The sequence below is a fragment of the Lonsdalea quercina genome, from assembly GCF_900107885.1.
In the GTDB taxonomy this organism is placed as follows: Bacteria; Pseudomonadota; Gammaproteobacteria; order Enterobacterales; family Enterobacteriaceae; genus Lonsdalea; species Lonsdalea quercina.
In genome coordinates, this window is record NZ_FNQS01000001.1 from 470398 (window position 1) to 488700 (window position 18303).

Consider the following 18303-nt stretch of genomic DNA (forward strand, 5'->3'; position numbering starts at 1 on the left):
GCTGCTGGCGGTGGCTGACCGCAACAGACAGGGTTAATGAGAAACCGTGGAATATCGCACTTAAACCGGACATCCAGACGGCTATAGCGATTTCATCCTGACATGAATTGCGCCATCGGACAATAGAATAGTTTTCATTCCGCGTAACAGCGTTGCACAGAGGAGCAAAGAAGCAGGGGACGTTTAGCAGGCCATCGGACAATGATGGCCTGCCAGGTTATAACAAGGAAGGCGTCGAATGGGACTCCGGAGAAGGCGACGTCACAATCAGACGGTTGGGCAGCGTGAATAAAAAGCGGGAACCGGCTCCCAGATCGCTGAGAATTTCCAGTCGGGAGTCGTGATGGCTAAGCGCATGTTTGACGATGGCCAACCCCAGACCGCTACCGCCCGTCTGGCGCGAACGCGCCTTGTCGACGCGATAGAAACGTTCCGTTAGCCGAGGCAGATGCTCCGGCGCGATGCCCGGCCCGTTGTCGCTGACCTGGAATTGCGCCCCCTGAGACGTCCGCTGCCAGGTGACCTCGATTCGTGTCCCTTCCGGCGTGTGGTTAATGGCGTTATACACCAGATTGGAGACGGCACTGCGCAGCTGTTCTTCATTCCCGAACACGTGTAGTTGTTCGTTGACGCGAAAGACAATCTCGTGCCTGTCCTGACTTAAAGTCTGCGCCTCGCGCTGCAACACCCGCAACATCAGGGGAATGTCGACCTTCTCATCGAGATTGATGGTCGCAGCCGCTTCAATCTTGGAGAGCGTCAGCAGCTGTTTTACCAGACCATCCATCCGCCGCGTCTGCTCTTGCATGGTGTTGAGTGCCTTTGCCTGCGGCGGCCCCTCCATCGGACCGTCGTGCATCATCTCCAGATACCCTTGCAACACGGTGAGCGGCGTACGCAGCTCGTGGCTCACGTTGGCGAAAAAGTTGCGGCGAGCGCCTTCCAAATGATGCATTTGGGTGACGTCACGCACCACCATCATCGTTTGGCCTTCAGAATACGGCATTAGCCGAAATTCGACGTGGTGGCCATTGTTCAGCTGCAGCGTCAGCGGGCGATCGAACGTCTGCGACTGCATGTAGTGGGAAAATTCAGGGTAACGTAAAAGATTGAGTACATTTTGCCCGTTGTCGTCTGGCCAGCGCAGCCCCAGCAGGTGTTGAGCCAGACGGTTGCACCAGATGATCCCGCCCTCTTCCGTCGTGATGACGAGTGCGTCGGGAAGCGACTCCGCCCCGCTGCGAAAACGTTTGATCAGCACCGCCAGCTCGCGACGACGACGACGGCTGCGCAATTGCATTTGGTACAAACCGTAGAGCAACGGCTCCCAGCTGCCGCGACCGGGAGGCGGCGTCATGCTGCGGTCGACCCAGAGCCAGTGAGACAGACGCAGCTGGTTATAGTAGTTCCAGCACAGGGCGGCCAGCACCGCCGCCAGCAAGAACCACGGCAGATAACCGATTATCAGCCCCAGCAGCAGCGCGGGAAGACAGAAGAACGCCAACTCCGCCGCCAGCCTTTTCCAGGATAAACGTTCTAACACGTGAGGTTGTCTCCACAGCGTCCGGGATCAGTAGCGCGTCGAGAATCGGTAACCGGTTCCCCGGACAGTCTGCACCATTTTGTCGTGCCCGCTGGCTTCCAGCGCTTTACGCAGGCGGCGTATATGAACATCGACGGTACGATCTTCCACATAGACATTCGTGCCCCAGACATGGTTCAGCAATTGTTCTCGACTATATACCCGTTCCGGGTGAGTCATAAAGAAATGCAATAGCTTGAACTCGGTCGGCCCCATGTCCAGCGCCCGGTCCTCGGTGGTGACGCGATGCGACGAGGGGTCCAGGCTGAGACCACGCATTTCGATCACCTCTTCGACGGCCATCGGAGAAATGCGGCGCATCACCGCCTTGATACGCGCCACAAGCTCCTTGGGGGAGAACGGTTTGGTGATGTAGTCGTCCGCGCCGACTTCAAGACCTTTGACGCGGTCTTCCTCTTCGCCGCGCGCGGTCAGCATCATGACGGGAATATCGCGGGTCAACGTTTCACGCTTCATGTGTTTGATGAACTGCAAGCCGGAACCGCCTGGGAGCATCCAATCCAATAAGACCAGTTCAGGATAAGGTTCCGACAGGCGATTGATCGCACTGTCGTAATCTTCGGCTTCTACAGGCTGATAACCGTTCTGTTCCAGAACGAAACACACCATCTCACGGATAGGCGTCTCATCTTCTACTACCAAAATGCGTCTTGCCATCGTTAATCCTGCCGTTAATCGTCGCTATTGGCGTGCGGTAGGGATTATGCGTCAGTTTTATGACAGATTTATGATAAAGCGGTTCCCTCGTCATCCTCGGTTAACTGACTGCGTGGGGGCGGATATTCCCTGAGACAGCCCTAAACTGTCTGTCTATAATCGCCGATAATCGTAACACTCAGCTATCCCGACGCCGCAACAGGACGCGCCATGCAAATTATTCATACCTCCGACTGGCATCTTGGACAGTACTTCTACACTAAGAGCCGGGCCGCGGAACATCAGGCGTTTCTGCGCTGGCTGATTGAGCAGGTGGAGCAGCATCACGTCGATGCCATCATCGTGGCCGGCGACATTTTCGACAATGGCACGCCGCCGAGCTACGCCCGGGAGATGTACAACCGCTTCGTGGTCGAACTGCATAAAACCGGCTGTCAGCTGGTTATTTTAGGCGGCAATCATGATTCCGTCGCCACCCTGAACGAGTCCCGACTGTTACTTTCCTGCCTGAACACGCAGGTCATTGCAAGCTGCGAAGGCGATCTTGAACAGCAGGTCATCGTGCTGAACAACCGAGAGGGCAAGCCCGGCGCGCTGCTATGCGCTATTCCGTTCCTGCGACCACGCGACGTGCTGACCAGCCAGGCCGGGCAGTCGGGCGCCGACAAGCAGCTGGCGCTCCAGGAAGCGATCGCCAACCATTATCAGCGCAGCTATCAGCTTGCCGTGCGCCGACGCGAAGCGATGGGCCTCGCGCTACCGATCGTCGCCACCGGCCACTTGACCACGGTGGGCGTGACCACGACCGATTCCGTGCGGGATATCTACATCGGTACGTTGGATGCCTTCCCCGCTCAGGCGTTTCCGCCGGCGGACTATATCGCGCTCGGTCACATTCACCGTCCTCAGCGCATCGCGCAGACGGAACACATTCGCTACAGCGGCTCGCCTATCCCCCTCAGTTTCGACGAGTTGAACCACGAGAAATCGGTCTATCTGGTGCGTTTCGAGCAGGACAGGCTCGAAGACGTCTCGCCCCTGACGATCCCCGCCTCTCAGCCGATGCAACTGGTTAAAGGCAGCCTGTCCGAGATCGAACGTCGCCTGGCCGGTTTTCGTGAATACGACGGTGAAAAGCCGGTTTGGCTGGACATTGAAATCGCTACTCAGGACTACCTGAGCGACATCCAGCAGCATATTCAAAACCTGACGGCCGATTTGAACGTGGAGGTGGTGCTCTTGCGCCGCGCGCGCGAACAGCATCTACAGATGCTGGTTCAACAGGAGAAAGAGACGCTGGACGAACTGCTGCCCGGTGAAGTCTTCGAGAGACGGCTGGCGCTGGAGCCGGATTTGGAGGAGCGCCAGCAGCAACGTTTGCGTACGCTGTTCAATCAGGTGCTGCAAGACGTGGAAGACGATAGCCAGGAGGCAACCGCATGAAGATTTTGAGTCTACGGCTGAAAAACCTCAACTCGTTGCAGGGTGAATGGAAAATCGACTTCACCCGCGAGCCGTTTGTCAGCAATGGTCTGTTCGCTATTACCGGCCCCACCGGCGCCGGTAAGACCACGCTGCTGGACGCCATTTGCCTGGCGCTGTACCACCAGACGCCGCGACTGAAAGTCACCCCCAGTCAGAACGAGCTGATGACCAGGCACACCGCGGAATGCCTGGCCGAAGTCGAGTTTGAAGTGAAAGGCGTCGCCTATCGCGCCTTTTGGAGCCAGCGCCGTGCGCGCAACGCGCCGGAAGGCAACCTGCAGGCGCCGAAGGTGGAGTTGGCGTACTGCGCGGACGGCAAAATCATCAGCGATAAAGTCAACGACAAGCTGTCGACCATCGCGCAGATTACCGGGCTGGACTTTGACCGTTTCACCAAATCCATGATGCTGTCCCAGGGGCAATTTGCGGCTTTTCTCAACGCCGACGCCAATGAGCGCGCCGAATTGTTGGAAGAGTTAACCGGCACCGATATCTACGGGCGGATCTCCGAGCGCGTCTTTGAGCAGCATAAAGCCGCGCAAAACGCGCTCGAACAGCTACAGGCGCAGGCCGGCGGCATTGAATGTCTGAGCAGCGAGCGGCGTGCTGAACTTGAACAACAGCTCAGCGAACTCCAGCAGCAAGAGCTGGAGAATACACGCCATCGTGACGATATCACCGCCCATCAGCGCTGGTTTGAGACGCTGCACGAACATCAGCGGGCGCTCACCTCAAGCCAAGGAAAACTGCGGTCGCTACAGTTGGACTACGTTCAGGCGAAGCCTCAATTGGAACGTCTGGAGGCCAGCATTCCTGCAGAAAAACTGCGCCCGCTCTACAATGAACGCCAACGTTATACAGAGGAAAAGACGCAACTGGCGAATCTTATCGCCAAACTCGATCGGCAAATGACGCAGCAGCAGAGCACGCTGACGCAACTGCAAACGCAGAAAGAAAATGCCGCAGCACGTCAGCAACAGCACGCCGAAGAACGCCAGCGTCAAGAAACGCTAATCAGCGAGCAGATCCAGCCACTGGACCAGCGCATCGCCACGCTGCGAGAACAACGCGACCAGCAGCAGCAGTTGCAAGACCAGCAGAAGCAACTGCAAAAAGTTCTGATCGAAAACCAGTCCGAACTGCGTCAGGAACGCGATCGCGTTCAGACGCAGCTGGCTCAAATCGCCGAATTCAGACAGCAACATAGCCTTTATCAATACTGGGGCAGCCACATTCCGTTATGGGAAGCGCAGTTTCCCCAGTTGCAGGCACTGCAACAGGAGCTGAAATCACAGCGAACCAAGGCGGACGAAGAGCAGGTTCGCGCCGATTATCTTCAGCAACAGCACGCTGCGCTGTTAGAAAAACAGCAGGCGCAACGGACAACGACGGAAGGCGCTCGGCAAAATTACGAACAGTTGCAGCAGCGCGTCCGAGAGCGTGAAGCGTCGCAACCGACCGACGACCTGCGTCAGCAGTTGAGCGATTTAGCGGCTCAACGTCAAGACCGTCAGCAGTTCGCCACCCGCGCTACTGTTCTGCAACGTTTGCTGAGCCAACACACGCTGCTGGAATCTCAGCTACTGGACGACCACCACCGTATTCAGCAGTTAGAACGGGAACAGGAGCAGCAACGGGGAGAACATCAGCAGCGCGTCGGCCACCTGGACGATCTGGAAAAACGCCACGAACTGGAACTGCGCATCGCCAATCTTGAAAACGAGCGTACACAGCTGCAGCCCGGTAAAGAGTGCCCACTGTGCGGCTCTACGCATCATCCGGCGATCGAACGCTATCAGTCGCTGCGCCCGTCCGAAACCCAACGGCGGCTGCATTCGCTGCGGCAGGAAGTGGATGCCTTGCAGGCTAAAGTGGTGCAAACCACCACCCAATTGCATCTGTTGCAGCAGCAGCGACAGCAGCAGCATCTGAGGCTGAATCAGGTCAACGATGAAATCGCCGACCTGCGACAGGAGTGCCAAAACGTCAGTGAACGCTTGCACATCGACTTTGACCTGAATCAGCCGGAAGCACTGAGCCGCTGGCAGGAACAGTGCGACGCGCAGGAGAAAGCGTTGCAGGCGCAGCTCGCCGAGCGTGAACAAACTCGACGACAAATTCAGGATAGTAAGGATTTACTGACCTCCGCGCAGCAGTCGCTGCAACAGACTGAACAGCAGCTGGCGCTGAATGCCCAGCAACGGGAAGCGTTGACCCAGTCCCGCCAGGCATTACAGCAGGCGCAGGAAAAAACCGAGAAAGAGCTGGCCCGACTGAATGACGCCCTGAGTCATAAGCTCGCCGAGTTTACTCTCGACGCCCCCGCTGACGGCCGGCAAGAAGAGTGGCTGAATCTTCGCCGGCGCGAATGGCAGCGCTGGCAGGAGAGCGAACACGAACAGCACGTGTGCGAACCCAAACTATCGGCGCTGATCGCCGACACCGAACATACGCAACAGCGTCTGAAAGACACGGAAACGGCCCTCGCCACGCTACAGCAACAGCTGAAAGCGACGCGGCAATCGCTGGAAACGGCGCAACAGTCGCGCTGGAATTTGTTGGGCAATCAGAGCGTTAAAGAGGTACAGGCGCACCTGCGTCAACAGGCGCAGGAGGACGAGCGCGATCTTAGACTGGCACAGGATCAGTGGCAGTCAGGCCAGTCACAACTCAGCCGGATGACCGGCGAAAGACAGTCGCTGAAACAGCAGAGACAGCGCACCGAGAACATGCTGAATGAGGCGGAAAGCCGCTTTACCGACGCGTTGCGGGCTAGCCCGTTCGATGATGAGAGCGACTTTACCCGCGCGCTATTGAGCGAAGAGATCCGCGAGAAACTCATCATACTGAAAGAGCAGCTCAATCAGCGTCAGCAGCAGGCCGATGCGCTACATGCGCAGGCGGAAGAAAAACTCACTCAGCATCAGGCGGCCAGACCGGCATCGCTGCAGGAGAACCTGGTCTATGCGGACGTGCTGCAAATGCTCGCCGAACTCGACAATATGCTGAAGAACGGCGCGCAACGGCAGGGCGAGATCCGTCAACAGCTGCAAAGCGACCAGCAGTGGCAGGACAAGCAGCGCACTTTGCTGGAAGAGGTCGCGCGGCGCCGACAACAATGCGAAGACTGGGCGCAGCTAAATCAGCTGATCGGCTCTCAGAAAGGCGATAAGTTCCGACGCTTCGCTCAGGGGCTGACGCTGGATCACCTGGTATTTTTGGCCAACCGCCAGCTGTCGCGCTTGCACGGACGCTACCTGCTGCAGCGTAAAGCCTCCGACACGCTGGAACTGCAGGTGGTCGACACCTGGCAGGCCGACGCCACGCGCGATACCCGCACGCTCTCCGGCGGCGAAAGTTTCCTGGTCAGCCTGTCGCTGGCGCTGGCGCTTTCCGATCTGGTCAGCAACAAGACCCGCATCGACTCGCTGTTCCTCGATGAAGGCTTCGGGTCGCTGGATGGCGACACGCTGGACTCAGCCTTGGACGTGCTGGACAACCTCAATGCGACGGGAAAATCCATCGGCGTCATCAGCCACGTCGAAGCGATGAAAGAGCGTATTCAGGTGCAAATTCGGGTGAGAAAACGCAACGGGTTGGGGATCAGCCAGTTGGACAGTCTCTACGCGGTCAAATAACCCCGGCGTGATACTTGCGCCAATCCGGCGGGCGACGGCAACCACCTTTTTATCTTAACGTCGCCCGCCTCAGTCGTTATCATGCGCGCTGACATTAATCCTGCGCGCGTCTTCTTTTTGCGCATCAGCCTGGAATAACAGAATGCTGTGGTTTAAAAATTTAATGATTTATCGCCTCAGCCGCGACGTCCGCTTGTCTGCGGATGAAATGGAAAAGCAGCTGGCCTCATTCTCTTTCACGCCGTGCGGCAGTCAGGACATGACCAAGAGCGGCTGGGTGTCGCCGATGGGCTCCCACAGCGATGCCCTGACGCACGAAGTTAACGGCCAAATTCTGATCTGCGCCCGCAAAGAGGAAAAGATCCTGCCGTCGCCGGTCATCAAGCAGGCGCTGGAAGCCAAAATCGACAAGCTGGAAAACGAACAGCACCGCAAACTGAAAAAAACCGAAAAAGACGCCCTCAAGGATGAAGTGCTGCACAGCTTGCTGCCGCGCGCGTTCAGCCGGTTCAGCCAGATCTGGCTGTGGATTGATACGGTCAACGGCCTGATTATGGTCGACGCCGCCAGCGCTAAAAAAGCGGAAGATACGCTGGCGCTGCTGCGCAAAACACTCGGCTCCCTGCCTGTTGTGCCGCTGACGATGGAAAGCCCCATCGAGCTGACGATGACCGAGTGGGTTCGCTCCGGCCAAACCCCGCAGGGCTTTGCCTTGATGGACGAAGCCGAGCTGAAGGCCATCTTGGAAGACGGCGGCGTGATTCGCTGCAAGAAACAGGATTTGGTCAGCGACGAAATTGCCGTACATATCGAAGCGGGCAAGCTGGTGACCAAACTGGCGCTGGACTGGCAGGAGCGAGTTCAACTGATGCTGGCCGACGATGGGTCGCTGAAACGCCTGAAATTCTCAGACGAGCTGCGGGAGCAGAATGACGATATCGACCGTGAGGATTTTGCACAGAAATTCGATGCGGATTTCATTCTGATGACGGCGGAATTGGCCGCGCTCATCGCTAACCTGATCGAAGCGCTGGGCGGCGAAGCCCCGCGTTGATCCCTCCCTGATCTCCTTCGTTAACATTCCCCCGCCTGTAGGCGGGGGAATGTCGATTACAGTTTGAAGTGACCGACCGCCGAATTCAGCTCCTCGGTTTGCGATTGCAGCGAAGCAAACGCGGCGGCAGATTCCTGAACTAACGCCGCATTCTGCTGCACCATCGAGTCCAGCTGCGCCATCGCCTTGTTGATCTCCTGAATTCCCCTCATCTGCTCTTCCGATGCATGGGTGATCTCTGACATCACCGTCGTGACCGTCGATACGCCGCCGACAATTTCATTCATGGTACTGCTGGCCTGACGCACCTGTTTAGAGCCTGCGCCCACGCTGCGCACCGTGGACTCAATCAGCGCCTTGATCTCTTTGGCTGCCTGGGCGCTGCGCTGAGCGAGCGCTCGCACCTCACCCGCAACGACGGCGAATCCCCGGCCCTGCTCGCCGGCGCGAGCGGCTTCGACTGCGGCGTTAAGCGCCAGAATATTGGTCTGGAACGCAATGCCGTCAATCACGCCGATGATGTCGCCGATTTTTCCGGAGGCCACCACGATATCGTCCATGGTCACAATCACATCCGAGACCACTTTGCCGCCGCTGCGGGCATCTTTCGCCAGTATCAGTGAGCGCTCATTGACATGCTGGGCCGACCCCGCCGACTGAGTGACCGTCGCCGAAATCTGTTCCAGCGCCGACGCCGTTTGCTGCAAGCTCGCCGCAGAGGCTTCGGTACGAGAGGACAAGTCGTTATTGCCCGCGGCAATCTCGTTGGCCGCCATTTGCAGCGAGGCGCTCACATCGCGGATTTGCAACATAATCATGCTGAGTTTATCGACGAAGCGGTTAAACGAACGTGCGATCTGCGCCACTTCATCATGGCCTTCATCCGGCAACCGTTGGGTCAGGTCATTGGTTCCGTTGCTGATGTCGTCCATCGCATCGCGCACCTGTAGCAGACGTCTCAGCGACGAATTCACCATCACGCTGACAATCAGCGAGCCGAGTAGCGCAATGACCACCAACGTAATCACCGACGTCAGAAGCAGCGAATGCATCCCCGCCGTCGCCTGCGCCTTGTCGAGCGCGACGAGCACATACCAGTCCGTCCCCGCGACAGGTCTGGCAAGCACCAGTTTGTCGACGCCGGAGAGCTTTACCTCGACGGGAGTTTTAGCGGACAAAATGCGATCTAAGGCCACCTCTGGCGCGATCTCCTTCAGCGGTTTCATCGTCAGTTCAGGGTTGGGATGGGCGATGATGGTGCCATCGGCCTGAATGAGCAGGCCGTAACTCTCGGTGGTGGGATGAATGGCATTGACGTTGGCGATCACATTTTTCATCGCCATATCACTGCCGACAACGCCTATCAGGGTACCGTTATCAATAACCGGCGCGACAAACGACACCACGATGGTATTGGTAACCATATCCACATAAGGTGCGGTCACCAGCGGCTCGCCCTCTTTTACCGCCTGCTGATACCACGGCCGTACCGTCGGGTTATAGTCTGCGGGAATGCCGCCGGTCTCGACGAACTTGGCCGTCCCGTTAGCGTAGCCCATATACACGTTGATAAAGTCGCCCGACCGGGTTATCTGCCGGAATATCGGCACAGGGTCGTCGCTGCCAGCGGCGACGTCATACAACGAAGCCATCATCTGTTTTTTCGATGCCACCCAATCGCCAATAGCCAGGCTGTGGCTTTCCGTCACGGCAGACAGCATATTATCGATGGATTTATCGTTATATTTCCCTGCCACTTGGTAATTCAGGAAGGTATTAATGATCAGAGATAAAACGATAATTGCGGTACATACAGCCAAAATACGAGCGCGTGTAGTTTTGAGCATAGTAGTCAACCATTTGTAATAACGTTTTGAATATCCAATGTAATTTCCTCAATTGAATACCAGAGGATTTCTTTTCTTTATATACTTGGCCAGCGTCCTGTTTTTCCTCCTGATACACCCCATTTCCTCCCCGCGCGGTCGCGCCCCTTCAGCAAAATACAACGGAAGGGAATTTATTCACAGCGTTATATCCTTTTTTTAATATAAGAAAATAGCATCAAGATCGATAAATCAGGCTCGCATGAACCCCTTTAATAAAAAATAAGACCCAGGTTCCCATAGGGGATTTTTATATTTAACCAAAGCGAGTAAAGTTTTTATTTTGACTGCCGATAATGCGCCGAGAAAAATATCACCTCAAAGATCAAGGGTGATAATAAAATAGTGTTACGTCGACATTTAATTTATTTCATTAGGTACTAAATAACGCTCGGCGCATGAACACGGAAATAACCATTTCCACAGAAAAAACATTCAGAGAAAAGGGATGAGACGCTGTTGCTGACCGAGCGACGGTGCGGTGAAGAGACCGTAAGGCGAATAACACACGGGTTGAGACGGCGGCTTCGGCGCGGCGGACACCGTATCTGACGGTGCCCGCCTGTCAGACGACCTGGATTAGAGGTATTTGCACAGATAGGCCGTCGGTTCGGCAACCTGTAGATTAAACTCGCTATGCCCCGGCACGGAGAACATCTCCCCAGCGGAGAACAGCTGCCATTCCACCGCACCCGGCAGAAGTACATTTAACGCGCCGCTGATGACCGTCATTTCTTCGGCCTGACCGGTGCCGAAGGTGTATTCGCCTTCCGCCATGACCCCTACGCTCGCTCGGCCATCAGTGCTGTTGTCAAAACCAATCGATTTCACTTTTCCTGAGAAATACTCGTTCACCTGCAGCATACAAACATCCTCTTATCGAACAGTCATCATGTTATGAAAAATCATCCTGGAACAAGGCCGCACCGGCTGTCGCCGCGACGCAGGCTCAGGCCGCCGCCATCCTGAGCGCCTGCAAGACATCTGCAACGATGGAGTCAGGGGTCTGTGTCGCATCAATGACGTGGTGCGCGACAGACTGATAGAGCGCCTCACGTTCTGCCAGTACCGCCGCCATTTCCGCCGCAATTGGGCGCCCCGTCAACGTCGGCCGTTGTTCGGCCTGGGGGTCGACCACCAGCCGTTGAGCCAATAACCCTGCTGGCGCATGCAGGTAGATGACTCTCCCCTGCTCCCGCATAAAGCGACAATTTTCGTCCAGCAGCACAATACCGCCGCCGGTGGCAATCACGTACTCAGGCTGAGTCACCGCCTGAAGCGCGGCACTTTCACGACGGCGAAATCCCGGCCAGCCTTCCGCTGCTACGACCTCGGCCACCGTCATCTGACTGGTTTCCTGCATGAAAATATCGGTATCAACGAACTGATAGCCGAGCGCGCGCGCCAGCTCCCCGCCCACGGTAGTTTTGCCACACCCTCTGGCGCCAACCATAAAAATCGGTCGTGTCATTTAACGACGAGTCCTTAATTATTCATAGAACCTATCCCACAAGGCGTTATTGCCGCCGCCAGTCTGGACACATACAGTGCGGAGAAACCGGCGCGCACAGGGATATGCGTGAGGGTTTCGAGCACCGCGTGGTCCGGAATGACAGGTGACATCGCCCGTATGGGAAAGGTGCTTAGTCGACGGCCATCGCATCAGCCGTCTTCTGTCATACCAAGAGTTGAATCATACAAGCAAAGCGGGGGAATAAGAATATCGAACCGCAGCAACACGGCGATTATGCGGGCGTCTTCGAAGCGCCGAGCGGAAGAAGCGGCTTGTCAGCGCGCGCCCCCTTCCTCGCAACGGTTGATCCTCGCGACGGCATCGCGGCTGGCGTCGGCACGCGCCTGTCCGGTCAGCTCCACCAGTTGACCGGCGCGCATCTCCAGTAACCGATCCGCCTGACCGAAATAGTGATCGTCGTGGCTGATGGCGATGACCGTTTTGCCTTCGGCCATCAGATGCGGCAACAGCACCTGATAAAACACGCGTCGAAACTGAGGATCCTGATCCGCGGCCCACTCGTCCAACAGCAGGACCTCTCGCTGCTCTGCCAGCGCCAGCAGCAAAGCGACCCGCTTCCGCTGCCCTTGAGACAGCGATAAGTCTTCAATTTGGGTCCCGTTCAGCCGCAGTTTATGCTGCATATTGAGACGTTCCACCCAGCGTTCGATTAGCGCCGTTGGCGGCGCCTCGCCTTGCGGTCCCATCAATCGGTCAAACAGGTGACAATCGGTAAAGACCGCCGAGAACAGCGCCTGATAGTCCGGCAACGATACCGGATTGCCATCCAACAAAATTTGTCCGCTGACCGGCGTATACAGTCCGGTCAGCAGCATCGCCAGCGTGGATTTTCCGCTGCCGTTGCCGCCGATGACAAACACCTGTTCGCCGCGCTGAATGCGCACGTTGATCGGGCCGATCTCGAAGCCGGATTGACCATAGCGGAAGCGGACGTCGCGTAGCTCGATCAACTGCCAGTGCCGCGGAGCGGCGAACGCCGGAAAACCTTCCTGATAAGGGTTCAGCTTGAGCCGACGCAGCTTATCGAACGCCACCTGTGCGCTGAGCAACGTCGGCAACGCGCCGACCGCCTGCAACAAGGGCGTGCGCAGGAATAACAGCGTCAGCGAATAGGTCGCGGCCACCGCGTTGTCCGCCCACCCGAGACCGTTGGCCATGAAGAACGCCGCACCAATAGTGCCCAACATCATAATATTCGACCAATTGATCGCGCTGAGATGGTAGGAGTCGGCACGCACGATATGGTGCTGATATTCCCTGGCGTGCTGTTGATAATCCTCCTCGTACAGCCGTTGAGCACGGTCCCGATTCAGCGCCAGCTCCTTACATCCCGAAATGACCCGCTCATAGTCTTCGTGCAGGCTATCTTCCATTTCCCGAACGCGGTTGAAATGGCGGTAGACGCGGGAGACCAGCCAATAACCTCCCCAGATGGTGACGGTCACCCACAGCGTGGTGAACAGCATCATGCGCGGCGACAGCCACGCCAGATAACAGGCCGCGCCGACGGTCAGAACAACGCCCTGCACCAGTTCCGGCAGGCGAACGAAGGCGATAGTGATACTGCGGATATCATTGGAGAGGCTGGCCAGCAGCTGAGCATGGCCAATGTGGTTCATGCGCTCCAGACTGGTGTCCAGGATGCGTTTGATGAGCTGCCCGCGCATACGGCTGACGAAATGGTGCCCTAACAGGGTCAGCGCCAATTGGGCGCCCAGCGTGATCCCCATCAGAAGCAGCAGCAAACCCAGAAACTGTGGTAACACCCAGAGGTCCGAATGCGATGTGACAATCAATCGTTGGTTAATAAACGCAATCAGACCAATTCCTAGCGCCGCGCTGGCCAGACTTAGAAGAATGACGGCGATGAAAGGCCAACGATATTGCCGGTATACAAGATGAATCAGCTCCATGGGATCCCGCATGCTGAGAAGTTGGATGCAGCCAGTTTAGTTAGCGGCGAAATGATATCAATCAGTTATTGCAGGCGGCAGCGAATGGCGCCGCCTTTCTCGATATGATTCTTCTGGATCCGTTGACTTAATCAGGGATTATCCAGATGGTTTTCGCGATGTCGACGACGTGTTTGAGCTTAGCCCACTGCTGCGCTTCACTCAGGACGGAGTCCCGGTTTCCGGGGCAAGCGAGGGATAACACGCGGTGTTATGCAGGGAGGGATGCAGGAGCATGGTCGGGCTGGGCAGCGTCTGCTTGGCCAGCAGTTTGGCATCATGACTGATAGCCTGATGCAGAAAGCGAATAATGCGCCAGGAACGGGTGCGACGCATCGAATGAAATCTCCCCCACAACCTCATTGCTGCTCGCTATGGGCTTGCACAAAAGGTTTAGGCGTCACGCTGATGACAGGTTACTCGTCCGACAATGACTTGAAAGTGGGCGGACTGAAAGAGCCGTCCGCCGATAACAGCGTGAACAACAAGGTGCGTAATATGAAGATTTATGAGTAGCTAATGACATATTCATCCAGGCTGATCAACAAAGGATAAATGCTCGAGTTCCGGTCGCCGTTCAATACGGCTGATTCAGTTGATGGGGTGCAACAATTATCTACATCAGGAGCCACGCCTGACTGGCCGGAATAGCCTTTAATCAGAACCTGTTACACCCTGACAGGTTTGCAAACGGCAAAGCGTTCGTTAGGCGTTTGTCGAGGCGACTTTAGAAGACCCGACAATGCCCCAGGTCATCTCGTCCGCCCCTCCCCCCATCATCTGCTGGATCTTTTCGTAAATTTCAGCGGCGGAGAGGCCTTTATATATCCCTTTGCTATAGAAGCTGAACATATCGCTGTCCGCGCTGCTACTCTCTTGCCCCATCTTCACCCGCTCTTCGGTGGTGACCGGCTCGCCGGAGAAGGCGTCGTACGCTACCCAACTCCCGTCGGGGTAGCTGATCATCGACACCAACGTGCCGCCGTACATCGGGATCCCATTTATCATTTGCAGAGAACGTTCAAGCGAGTCGGACTGCACTTCCTCTTTATCGTCCTTAGCCTGTTGGGCTTCGCGAGACTCTAGCTGTGCCTCAAGATCTTCCAGCCGCTCATCTGTCGACTGGGTTGAATCGGACGCGCTTACCGTCCCCGTCGTGAACGTCTGTGTGGAAACGTCGCCAAAGCTGGCTCCCGTCTGACTGTTAAGCGGAAAACCGCTCTCGCTATCCGCTGTGGATGAGCCGCTCTTATTCGCCGCGCCGATTGATGTCACGAGGGGATAGTAAGGCTTTATATTTTGACTGTGTGTCTCAATACCAGATATAGCCACAATACGTCTCCTTGTTATATTTCAATTAATACCATCACACCGTAAAAGCGACGAGTTATCGTAATAACTAACATCGAAGTATTGAAATAAAGTTCAAATGCTTTCATCCCGAAAGCGATTATTGGAAATGTAAACAGGCTCCTGGTGGCGAATATCAAACAGCGGAGAAAATAGGCTCAACCGCCACCTTGGCATGAAAGAACATTCTGTAGTAGAAACAGCTGATATCAGAGTCAAAAAAAGTCTGTTCTCTAAAATATATCGGCTAATGCATTTTTTCGTTAAGACTAAAAAAGAATAAAAATAGAGAATTGATGGCGTACGCCACTATTATCCCTTTGCGCCACTTCCCCGACGAAAGCAGATGCCAGGCTTCCGTTTCGCGCTGTTATGGTTTTACCCATGACTCACCGCTTAAAGATAATACGCTATGTGCTCATTCGCCATGTTTCTCATGAGGTCCGCACAACGCATGGCTTGCGGGTACCGAGGCGCACGATATATTTGTTTCCCGGTCTCCCCCTGAGACGGCACAGACGCTTTTTACGAGATTGAAGCACTGGTCAGCCTGCCGGTCGTGAAAGACCGTCGCCCCTGCGGGCTGTTCAATCCCCCTCTTTTCTATCTCAGACAGCGCGTCAGTCTTTTCTCGGGCTTATACGACCGTCAAGGTGGCGTCACGTTCATGGACAGCGCAGCGCTGTATGTTGAAGCCGCTACAGCGCAATCAGTCAGGGCCGCCAAACCGGGGCGATGCCTGACGAACGGCGTCAGTCTCGACGTTATGGCCGCGGTATTGGGACTGGTGTGAAACTCAAGATGTTAAACCCAGGGCGATATTTTCAGCGCTCACGGACGGGGAAGACGGATATGTTTACTACCAGGAATGGATGAAGGGATCGGCGAGGATAGCTTGTGTGGAACTCATCAATGGAGATGCTTCCTGAAATCAATACGGCTACTTCAGGAAGCGAGAGCACGGCGATTAGTTTTTCTTCACGAACTCGGACTTCAGCTTCATCGCGCCGAAGCCGTCGATTTTGCAGTCGATGTTGTGATCGCCTTCCACCAGGCGGATCCCTTTCACGCGCGTACCCATTTTCAGCGGGGTAGAGCTTCCCTTCACTTTCAGATCCTTAATCACAGTGACCGTGTCGCCATCAGCCAGCAGGTTGCCGTTAGCATCGCGAACGACCAGTCCTTCTTCCTGCTCCGCGGCTTCGCCCGCCATTGACCAAACATGCCCGCACTCAGGACAGTTCAGCATGTCGTTGTCCTGCCAGGTGTATTCGGATTGGCATTTTGGGCAATTGGGTAGCTGTTGCATGATAAAATTCCTAAAAATAAAAAATGTATGTAAAAAACCAATAAAATCAATAGCAGTATATTCAGCTGAGCATATTTTAACGTTTTAAAGCCTCGCTGAGTAGCCATCTTTACGTAAAGGACTTTATGGCAGCACGAAAACGGGGCCATCAACCTAGGTTAAAGGCCCCGAAAAAGGAGAAAAAACTTTTATTACAGAGGATTATACGTATCTGTCGAAACGGATTAACGAAACGTCACGTCCGCTATCCGCCGAATATCACACAAACGTTACTTCATTACCGAGCCGTCGCGCAGGATAAACATCAGATTGCCGTCCCAAAACTCCGCGATAAAGATGTCATCTTCTTCAAGTTCATGCTCACGAAGCTTGTTTTGCAGCCAATCCTCATCTTTTTCAATTTGTTCCAACTCTCTACTCCTGATTTCACCGTCTTTCATGACAATGACCGAAGGCATTTCGTTGTCTTCGCAGACCACCGTCAACTGGCCACTCGGCTCGATCTGAGCATAGGTAATTTGTTGGAATGAACGAATTCCTTGAGAATGAAGCTGCGAGGCGACATTAAGAATGTCGATTTTGTTCTTCTGTCGCAGGATGTTTTCCATCAGAAAACGACCTTTTTTGACGATCGGTAAAGGATCGCCAATGGCGATAGAGCGAAAAAGATGAAAATGCTTGCTGATAAAATTCAGCAAAGAAATAAGCCCAACGCCAATAAATAACACGATGATGTATTGGTAGAGTGGGATGCTGTCGCTGTAAATAACGCCGCCGATAATCCCCCCGAGAACGAAGTTACCGATGAAGTCCACCGGCGTCATTTGCGATAACTGTGTTTTACCTGAAACATTCAGGTGCGTGATGACAATAGTAAAACCAATAATGAATTTGATTAATACGAAGCAATAATATTCCATCTCTGCTCTATTCACAGCTGCTGCTGCGCCTCAGTTTAATGACCGAAGACAGTATAATAGATAAAAAAAAATTCGGATGAATTCAGAGCGCAGGCAATGAGTTCACGTGGAACAAACAAATCCTCATACCGCTCGATGCCAGTGCCGCCGATTAGCAGTGAAAATCCCATGCATTGCGCACGGTCCAGGAGAAGAGAGGTCAACAGACACGTGCCGCATAAAGCGGAAAAGCGGCAACAAGCCAACCCGGCAATAGGGCTGGCATGAGGACGCAGCGACAAGCGTTAGGCTTTCGCTTTGTAACGCTCGGCCAGGCTGTTCGCCGCGACCATTGCGTTATAGACATCCTCTTCGGTCACCGCCATCGGCATGTTGCCCAGCGTGTCGTCTTTATGGCAGGCAATTTCCGCCACTTTACGCCACTCAGCCTCAACAAACGTTTTCAGGCCCATATCTTCCAGCGTCAACGGCAGACCGGTGGTTTTGATGATGCGGATAACGTCATCGAACTCGGCGACCGGCGCGTTTTCAAGCACCAGTTGCGTCAGCAGGCCGAAGACCACTTTTTCACCGTGCTGGGCTTTGTGCAAATCCGGTACGACGGACATACCGTTATTCACCGCATGGGCGGCCGCCAGACCACCGGATTCAGCGCCGACGCCGCTCAAATAAATGGTGGCTTCGATGGTCTGTTCCAGCGCAGGCGTCGCCACCTTGTTTTTAATAGCATCCATGGCGGATTCGACGTTTTCACTTAGAAGCTGGTAACACAGTTTGGCCAGCTCTAGCCCCGCCACAGGGTGTGAGTCCGCAACGCCCTTCGCCAATCACTTGTCGGCCCCCGGGAAGTCCATTCGCCGACCGTACCTCCCTTGTACGGCTTGGCCCGTTTCCCAGGTCACCACCACAGCGTAG

At 55.2% G+C, this 18303-nt stretch carries 15 protein-coding genes; 4 read left to right on the forward strand and 11 right to left on the reverse strand.

Annotated features, from left to right (window positions below; translation table 11 throughout):
• Window positions 1-217: 217 nt before the first annotated feature.
• Window positions 218-1543, reverse strand: coding sequence for a phosphate regulon sensor histidine kinase PhoR (gene phoR / locus BLU64_RS02115; protein ID WP_026742895.1), 1326 nt, complete (start codon window positions 1541-1543; stop codon window positions 218-220).
• A 27-nt stretch (window positions 1544-1570) separates the two neighbouring features.
• On the reverse strand, window positions 1571-2260 hold the full coding sequence (gene phoB / locus BLU64_RS02120) for a phosphate response regulator transcription factor PhoB (RefSeq protein ID WP_074727790.1): 690 nt from the start codon (window positions 2258-2260) through the stop codon (window positions 1571-1573).
• 210 nt (window positions 2261-2470) lie between these two features.
• Here phoB and sbcD point away from each other — a divergent pair, with 210 nt between their 5' ends.
• The 3 genes from sbcD (at window position 2471) to rdgC (ending at window position 8437) form a co-directional block, all read left to right on the forward strand.
• Complete coding sequence (gene sbcD, locus BLU64_RS02125; RefSeq protein ID WP_074727792.1) at window positions 2471-3703, forward strand: exonuclease subunit SbcD; 1233 nt, start codon at window positions 2471-2473, stop codon at window positions 3701-3703.
• Window positions 3700-7383, forward strand: a complete 3684-nt coding sequence (locus tag BLU64_RS02130; protein WP_074727794.1) for an AAA family ATPase — start codon at window positions 3700-3702, stop codon at window positions 7381-7383. Before sbcD ends, BLU64_RS02130 begins: the two co-directional genes overlap by 4 nt.
• A 142-nt stretch (window positions 7384-7525) precedes the next feature.
• Window positions 7526-8437: a recombination-associated protein RdgC gene (rdgC, locus tag BLU64_RS02135; RefSeq protein ID WP_027063687.1), complete on the forward strand. Its 912-nt coding sequence runs from the start codon at window positions 7526-7528 to the stop codon at window positions 8435-8437.
• Between the two features lie 56 nt (window positions 8438-8493).
• Here rdgC and BLU64_RS02140 read toward each other — a convergent pair whose 3' ends face one another.
• The 6 genes from BLU64_RS02140 to BLU64_RS02160 all read right to left on the reverse strand — a co-directional run bounded on the left by BLU64_RS02140 (window position 8494) and on the right by BLU64_RS02160 (window position 15141).
• The gene (locus BLU64_RS02140; RefSeq protein WP_074727796.1) at window positions 8494-10284 is read right to left on the reverse strand and encodes a methyl-accepting chemotaxis protein; all 1791 of its coding nucleotides are present in this window, start codon (window positions 10282-10284) and stop codon (window positions 8494-8496) included.
• A gap of 618 nt (window positions 10285-10902) precedes the next feature.
• Window positions 10903-11187 (reverse strand): pyrimidine/purine nucleoside phosphorylase, encoded by a 285-nt coding sequence (gene ppnP / locus BLU64_RS02145; RefSeq protein ID WP_026742901.1) that lies wholly within the window; start codon window positions 11185-11187, stop codon window positions 10903-10905.
• 85 nt (window positions 11188-11272) lie between these two features.
• On the reverse strand, window positions 11273-11794 hold the full coding sequence (aroL, locus tag BLU64_RS02150) for a shikimate kinase AroL (RefSeq protein WP_026742902.1): 522 nt from the start codon (window positions 11792-11794) through the stop codon (window positions 11273-11275).
• A 317-nt stretch (window positions 11795-12111) separates the two neighbouring features.
• A complete protein-coding gene (locus BLU64_RS02155; protein WP_074727798.1) occupies window positions 12112-13770 on the reverse strand; it encodes a multidrug ABC transporter permease/ATP-binding protein in 1659 nt (552 codons plus the stop codon).
• A 201-nt stretch (window positions 13771-13971) separates the two neighbouring features.
• Window positions 13972-14145, reverse strand: a complete 174-nt coding sequence (locus tag BLU64_RS17360) for a hypothetical protein (protein ID WP_157755373.1) — start codon at window positions 14143-14145, stop codon at window positions 13972-13974.
• 369 nt (window positions 14146-14514) lie between these two features.
• Window positions 14515-15141 (reverse strand): hypothetical protein, encoded by a 627-nt coding sequence (locus BLU64_RS02160; protein ID WP_051625513.1) that lies wholly within the window; start codon window positions 15139-15141, stop codon window positions 14515-14517.
• Between the two features lie 685 nt (window positions 15142-15826).
• Between BLU64_RS02160 and BLU64_RS17760 the strand changes: the two genes are divergently transcribed.
• Entirely contained in the window at window positions 15827-15952 is a 126-nt protein-coding gene (locus BLU64_RS17760; RefSeq protein WP_280513588.1) for a hypothetical protein, read from the forward strand.
• Between the two features lie 174 nt (window positions 15953-16126).
• Here BLU64_RS17760 and BLU64_RS02170 read toward each other — a convergent pair whose 3' ends face one another.
• The 3 genes from BLU64_RS02170 to BLU64_RS02180 form a co-directional block, all read right to left on the reverse strand.
• The gene (locus tag BLU64_RS02170; RefSeq protein ID WP_026742905.1) at window positions 16127-16468 is read right to left on the reverse strand and encodes a zinc ribbon domain-containing protein YjdM; all 342 of its coding nucleotides are present in this window, start codon (window positions 16466-16468) and stop codon (window positions 16127-16129) included.
• 269 nt (window positions 16469-16737) lie between these two features.
• On the reverse strand, window positions 16738-17388 hold the full coding sequence (locus tag BLU64_RS02175; RefSeq protein ID WP_026742906.1) for a DUF421 domain-containing protein: 651 nt from the start codon (window positions 17386-17388) through the stop codon (window positions 16738-16740).
• A gap of 284 nt (window positions 17389-17672) precedes the next feature.
• Window positions 17673-18122, reverse strand: coding sequence for a dehydroquinate synthase/iron-containing alcohol dehydrogenase family protein (locus BLU64_RS02180; protein ID WP_235195096.1), 450 nt, complete (start codon window positions 18120-18122; stop codon window positions 17673-17675).
• Window positions 18123-18303 lie beyond the last annotated feature (181 nt).

Coding starts and splice junctions, on each gene's coding strand:
- phoB (WP_074727790.1), bottom strand. CDS start 2,260: ATGGCAAGACGCATTTTGGTAGTAGAAGATGAGACGCCTATCCGTGAG.
- sbcD (WP_074727792.1), top strand. CDS start 2,471: ATGCAAATTATTCATACCTCCGACTGGCATCTTGGACAGTACTTCTAC.
- BLU64_RS02130 (WP_074727794.1), top strand. CDS start 3,700: ATGAAGATTTTGAGTCTACGGCTGAAAAACCTCAACTCGTTGCAGGGT.
- rdgC (WP_027063687.1), top strand. CDS start 7,526: ATGCTGTGGTTTAAAAATTTAATGATTTATCGCCTCAGCCGCGACGTC.
- BLU64_RS02140 (WP_074727796.1), bottom strand. CDS start 10,284: ATGCTCAAAACTACACGCGCTCGTATTTTGGCTGTATGTACCGCAATT.
- ppnP (WP_026742901.1), bottom strand. CDS start 11,187: ATGCTGCAGGTGAACGAGTATTTCTCAGGAAAAGTGAAATCGATTGGT.
- aroL (WP_026742902.1), bottom strand. CDS start 11,794: ATGACACGACCGATTTTTATGGTTGGCGCCAGAGGGTGTGGCAAAACT.
- BLU64_RS02155 (WP_074727798.1), bottom strand. CDS start 13,770: ATGGAGCTGATTCATCTTGTATACCGGCAATATCGTTGGCCTTTCATC.
- BLU64_RS17360 (WP_157755373.1), bottom strand. CDS start 14,145: ATGCGTCGCACCCGTTCCTGGCGCATTATTCGCTTTCTGCATCAGGCT.
- BLU64_RS17760 (WP_280513588.1), top strand. CDS start 15,827: ATGGACAGCGCAGCGCTGTATGTTGAAGCCGCTACAGCGCAATCAGTC.
- BLU64_RS02170 (WP_026742905.1), bottom strand. CDS start 16,468: ATGCAACAGCTACCCAATTGCCCAAAATGCCAATCCGAATACACCTGG.
- BLU64_RS02175 (WP_026742906.1), bottom strand. CDS start 17,388: ATGGAATATTATTGCTTCGTATTAATCAAATTCATTATTGGTTTTACT.
- BLU64_RS02180 (WP_235195096.1), bottom strand. CDS start 18,122: ATGGATGCTATTAAAAACAAGGTGGCGACGCCTGCGCTGGAACAGACC.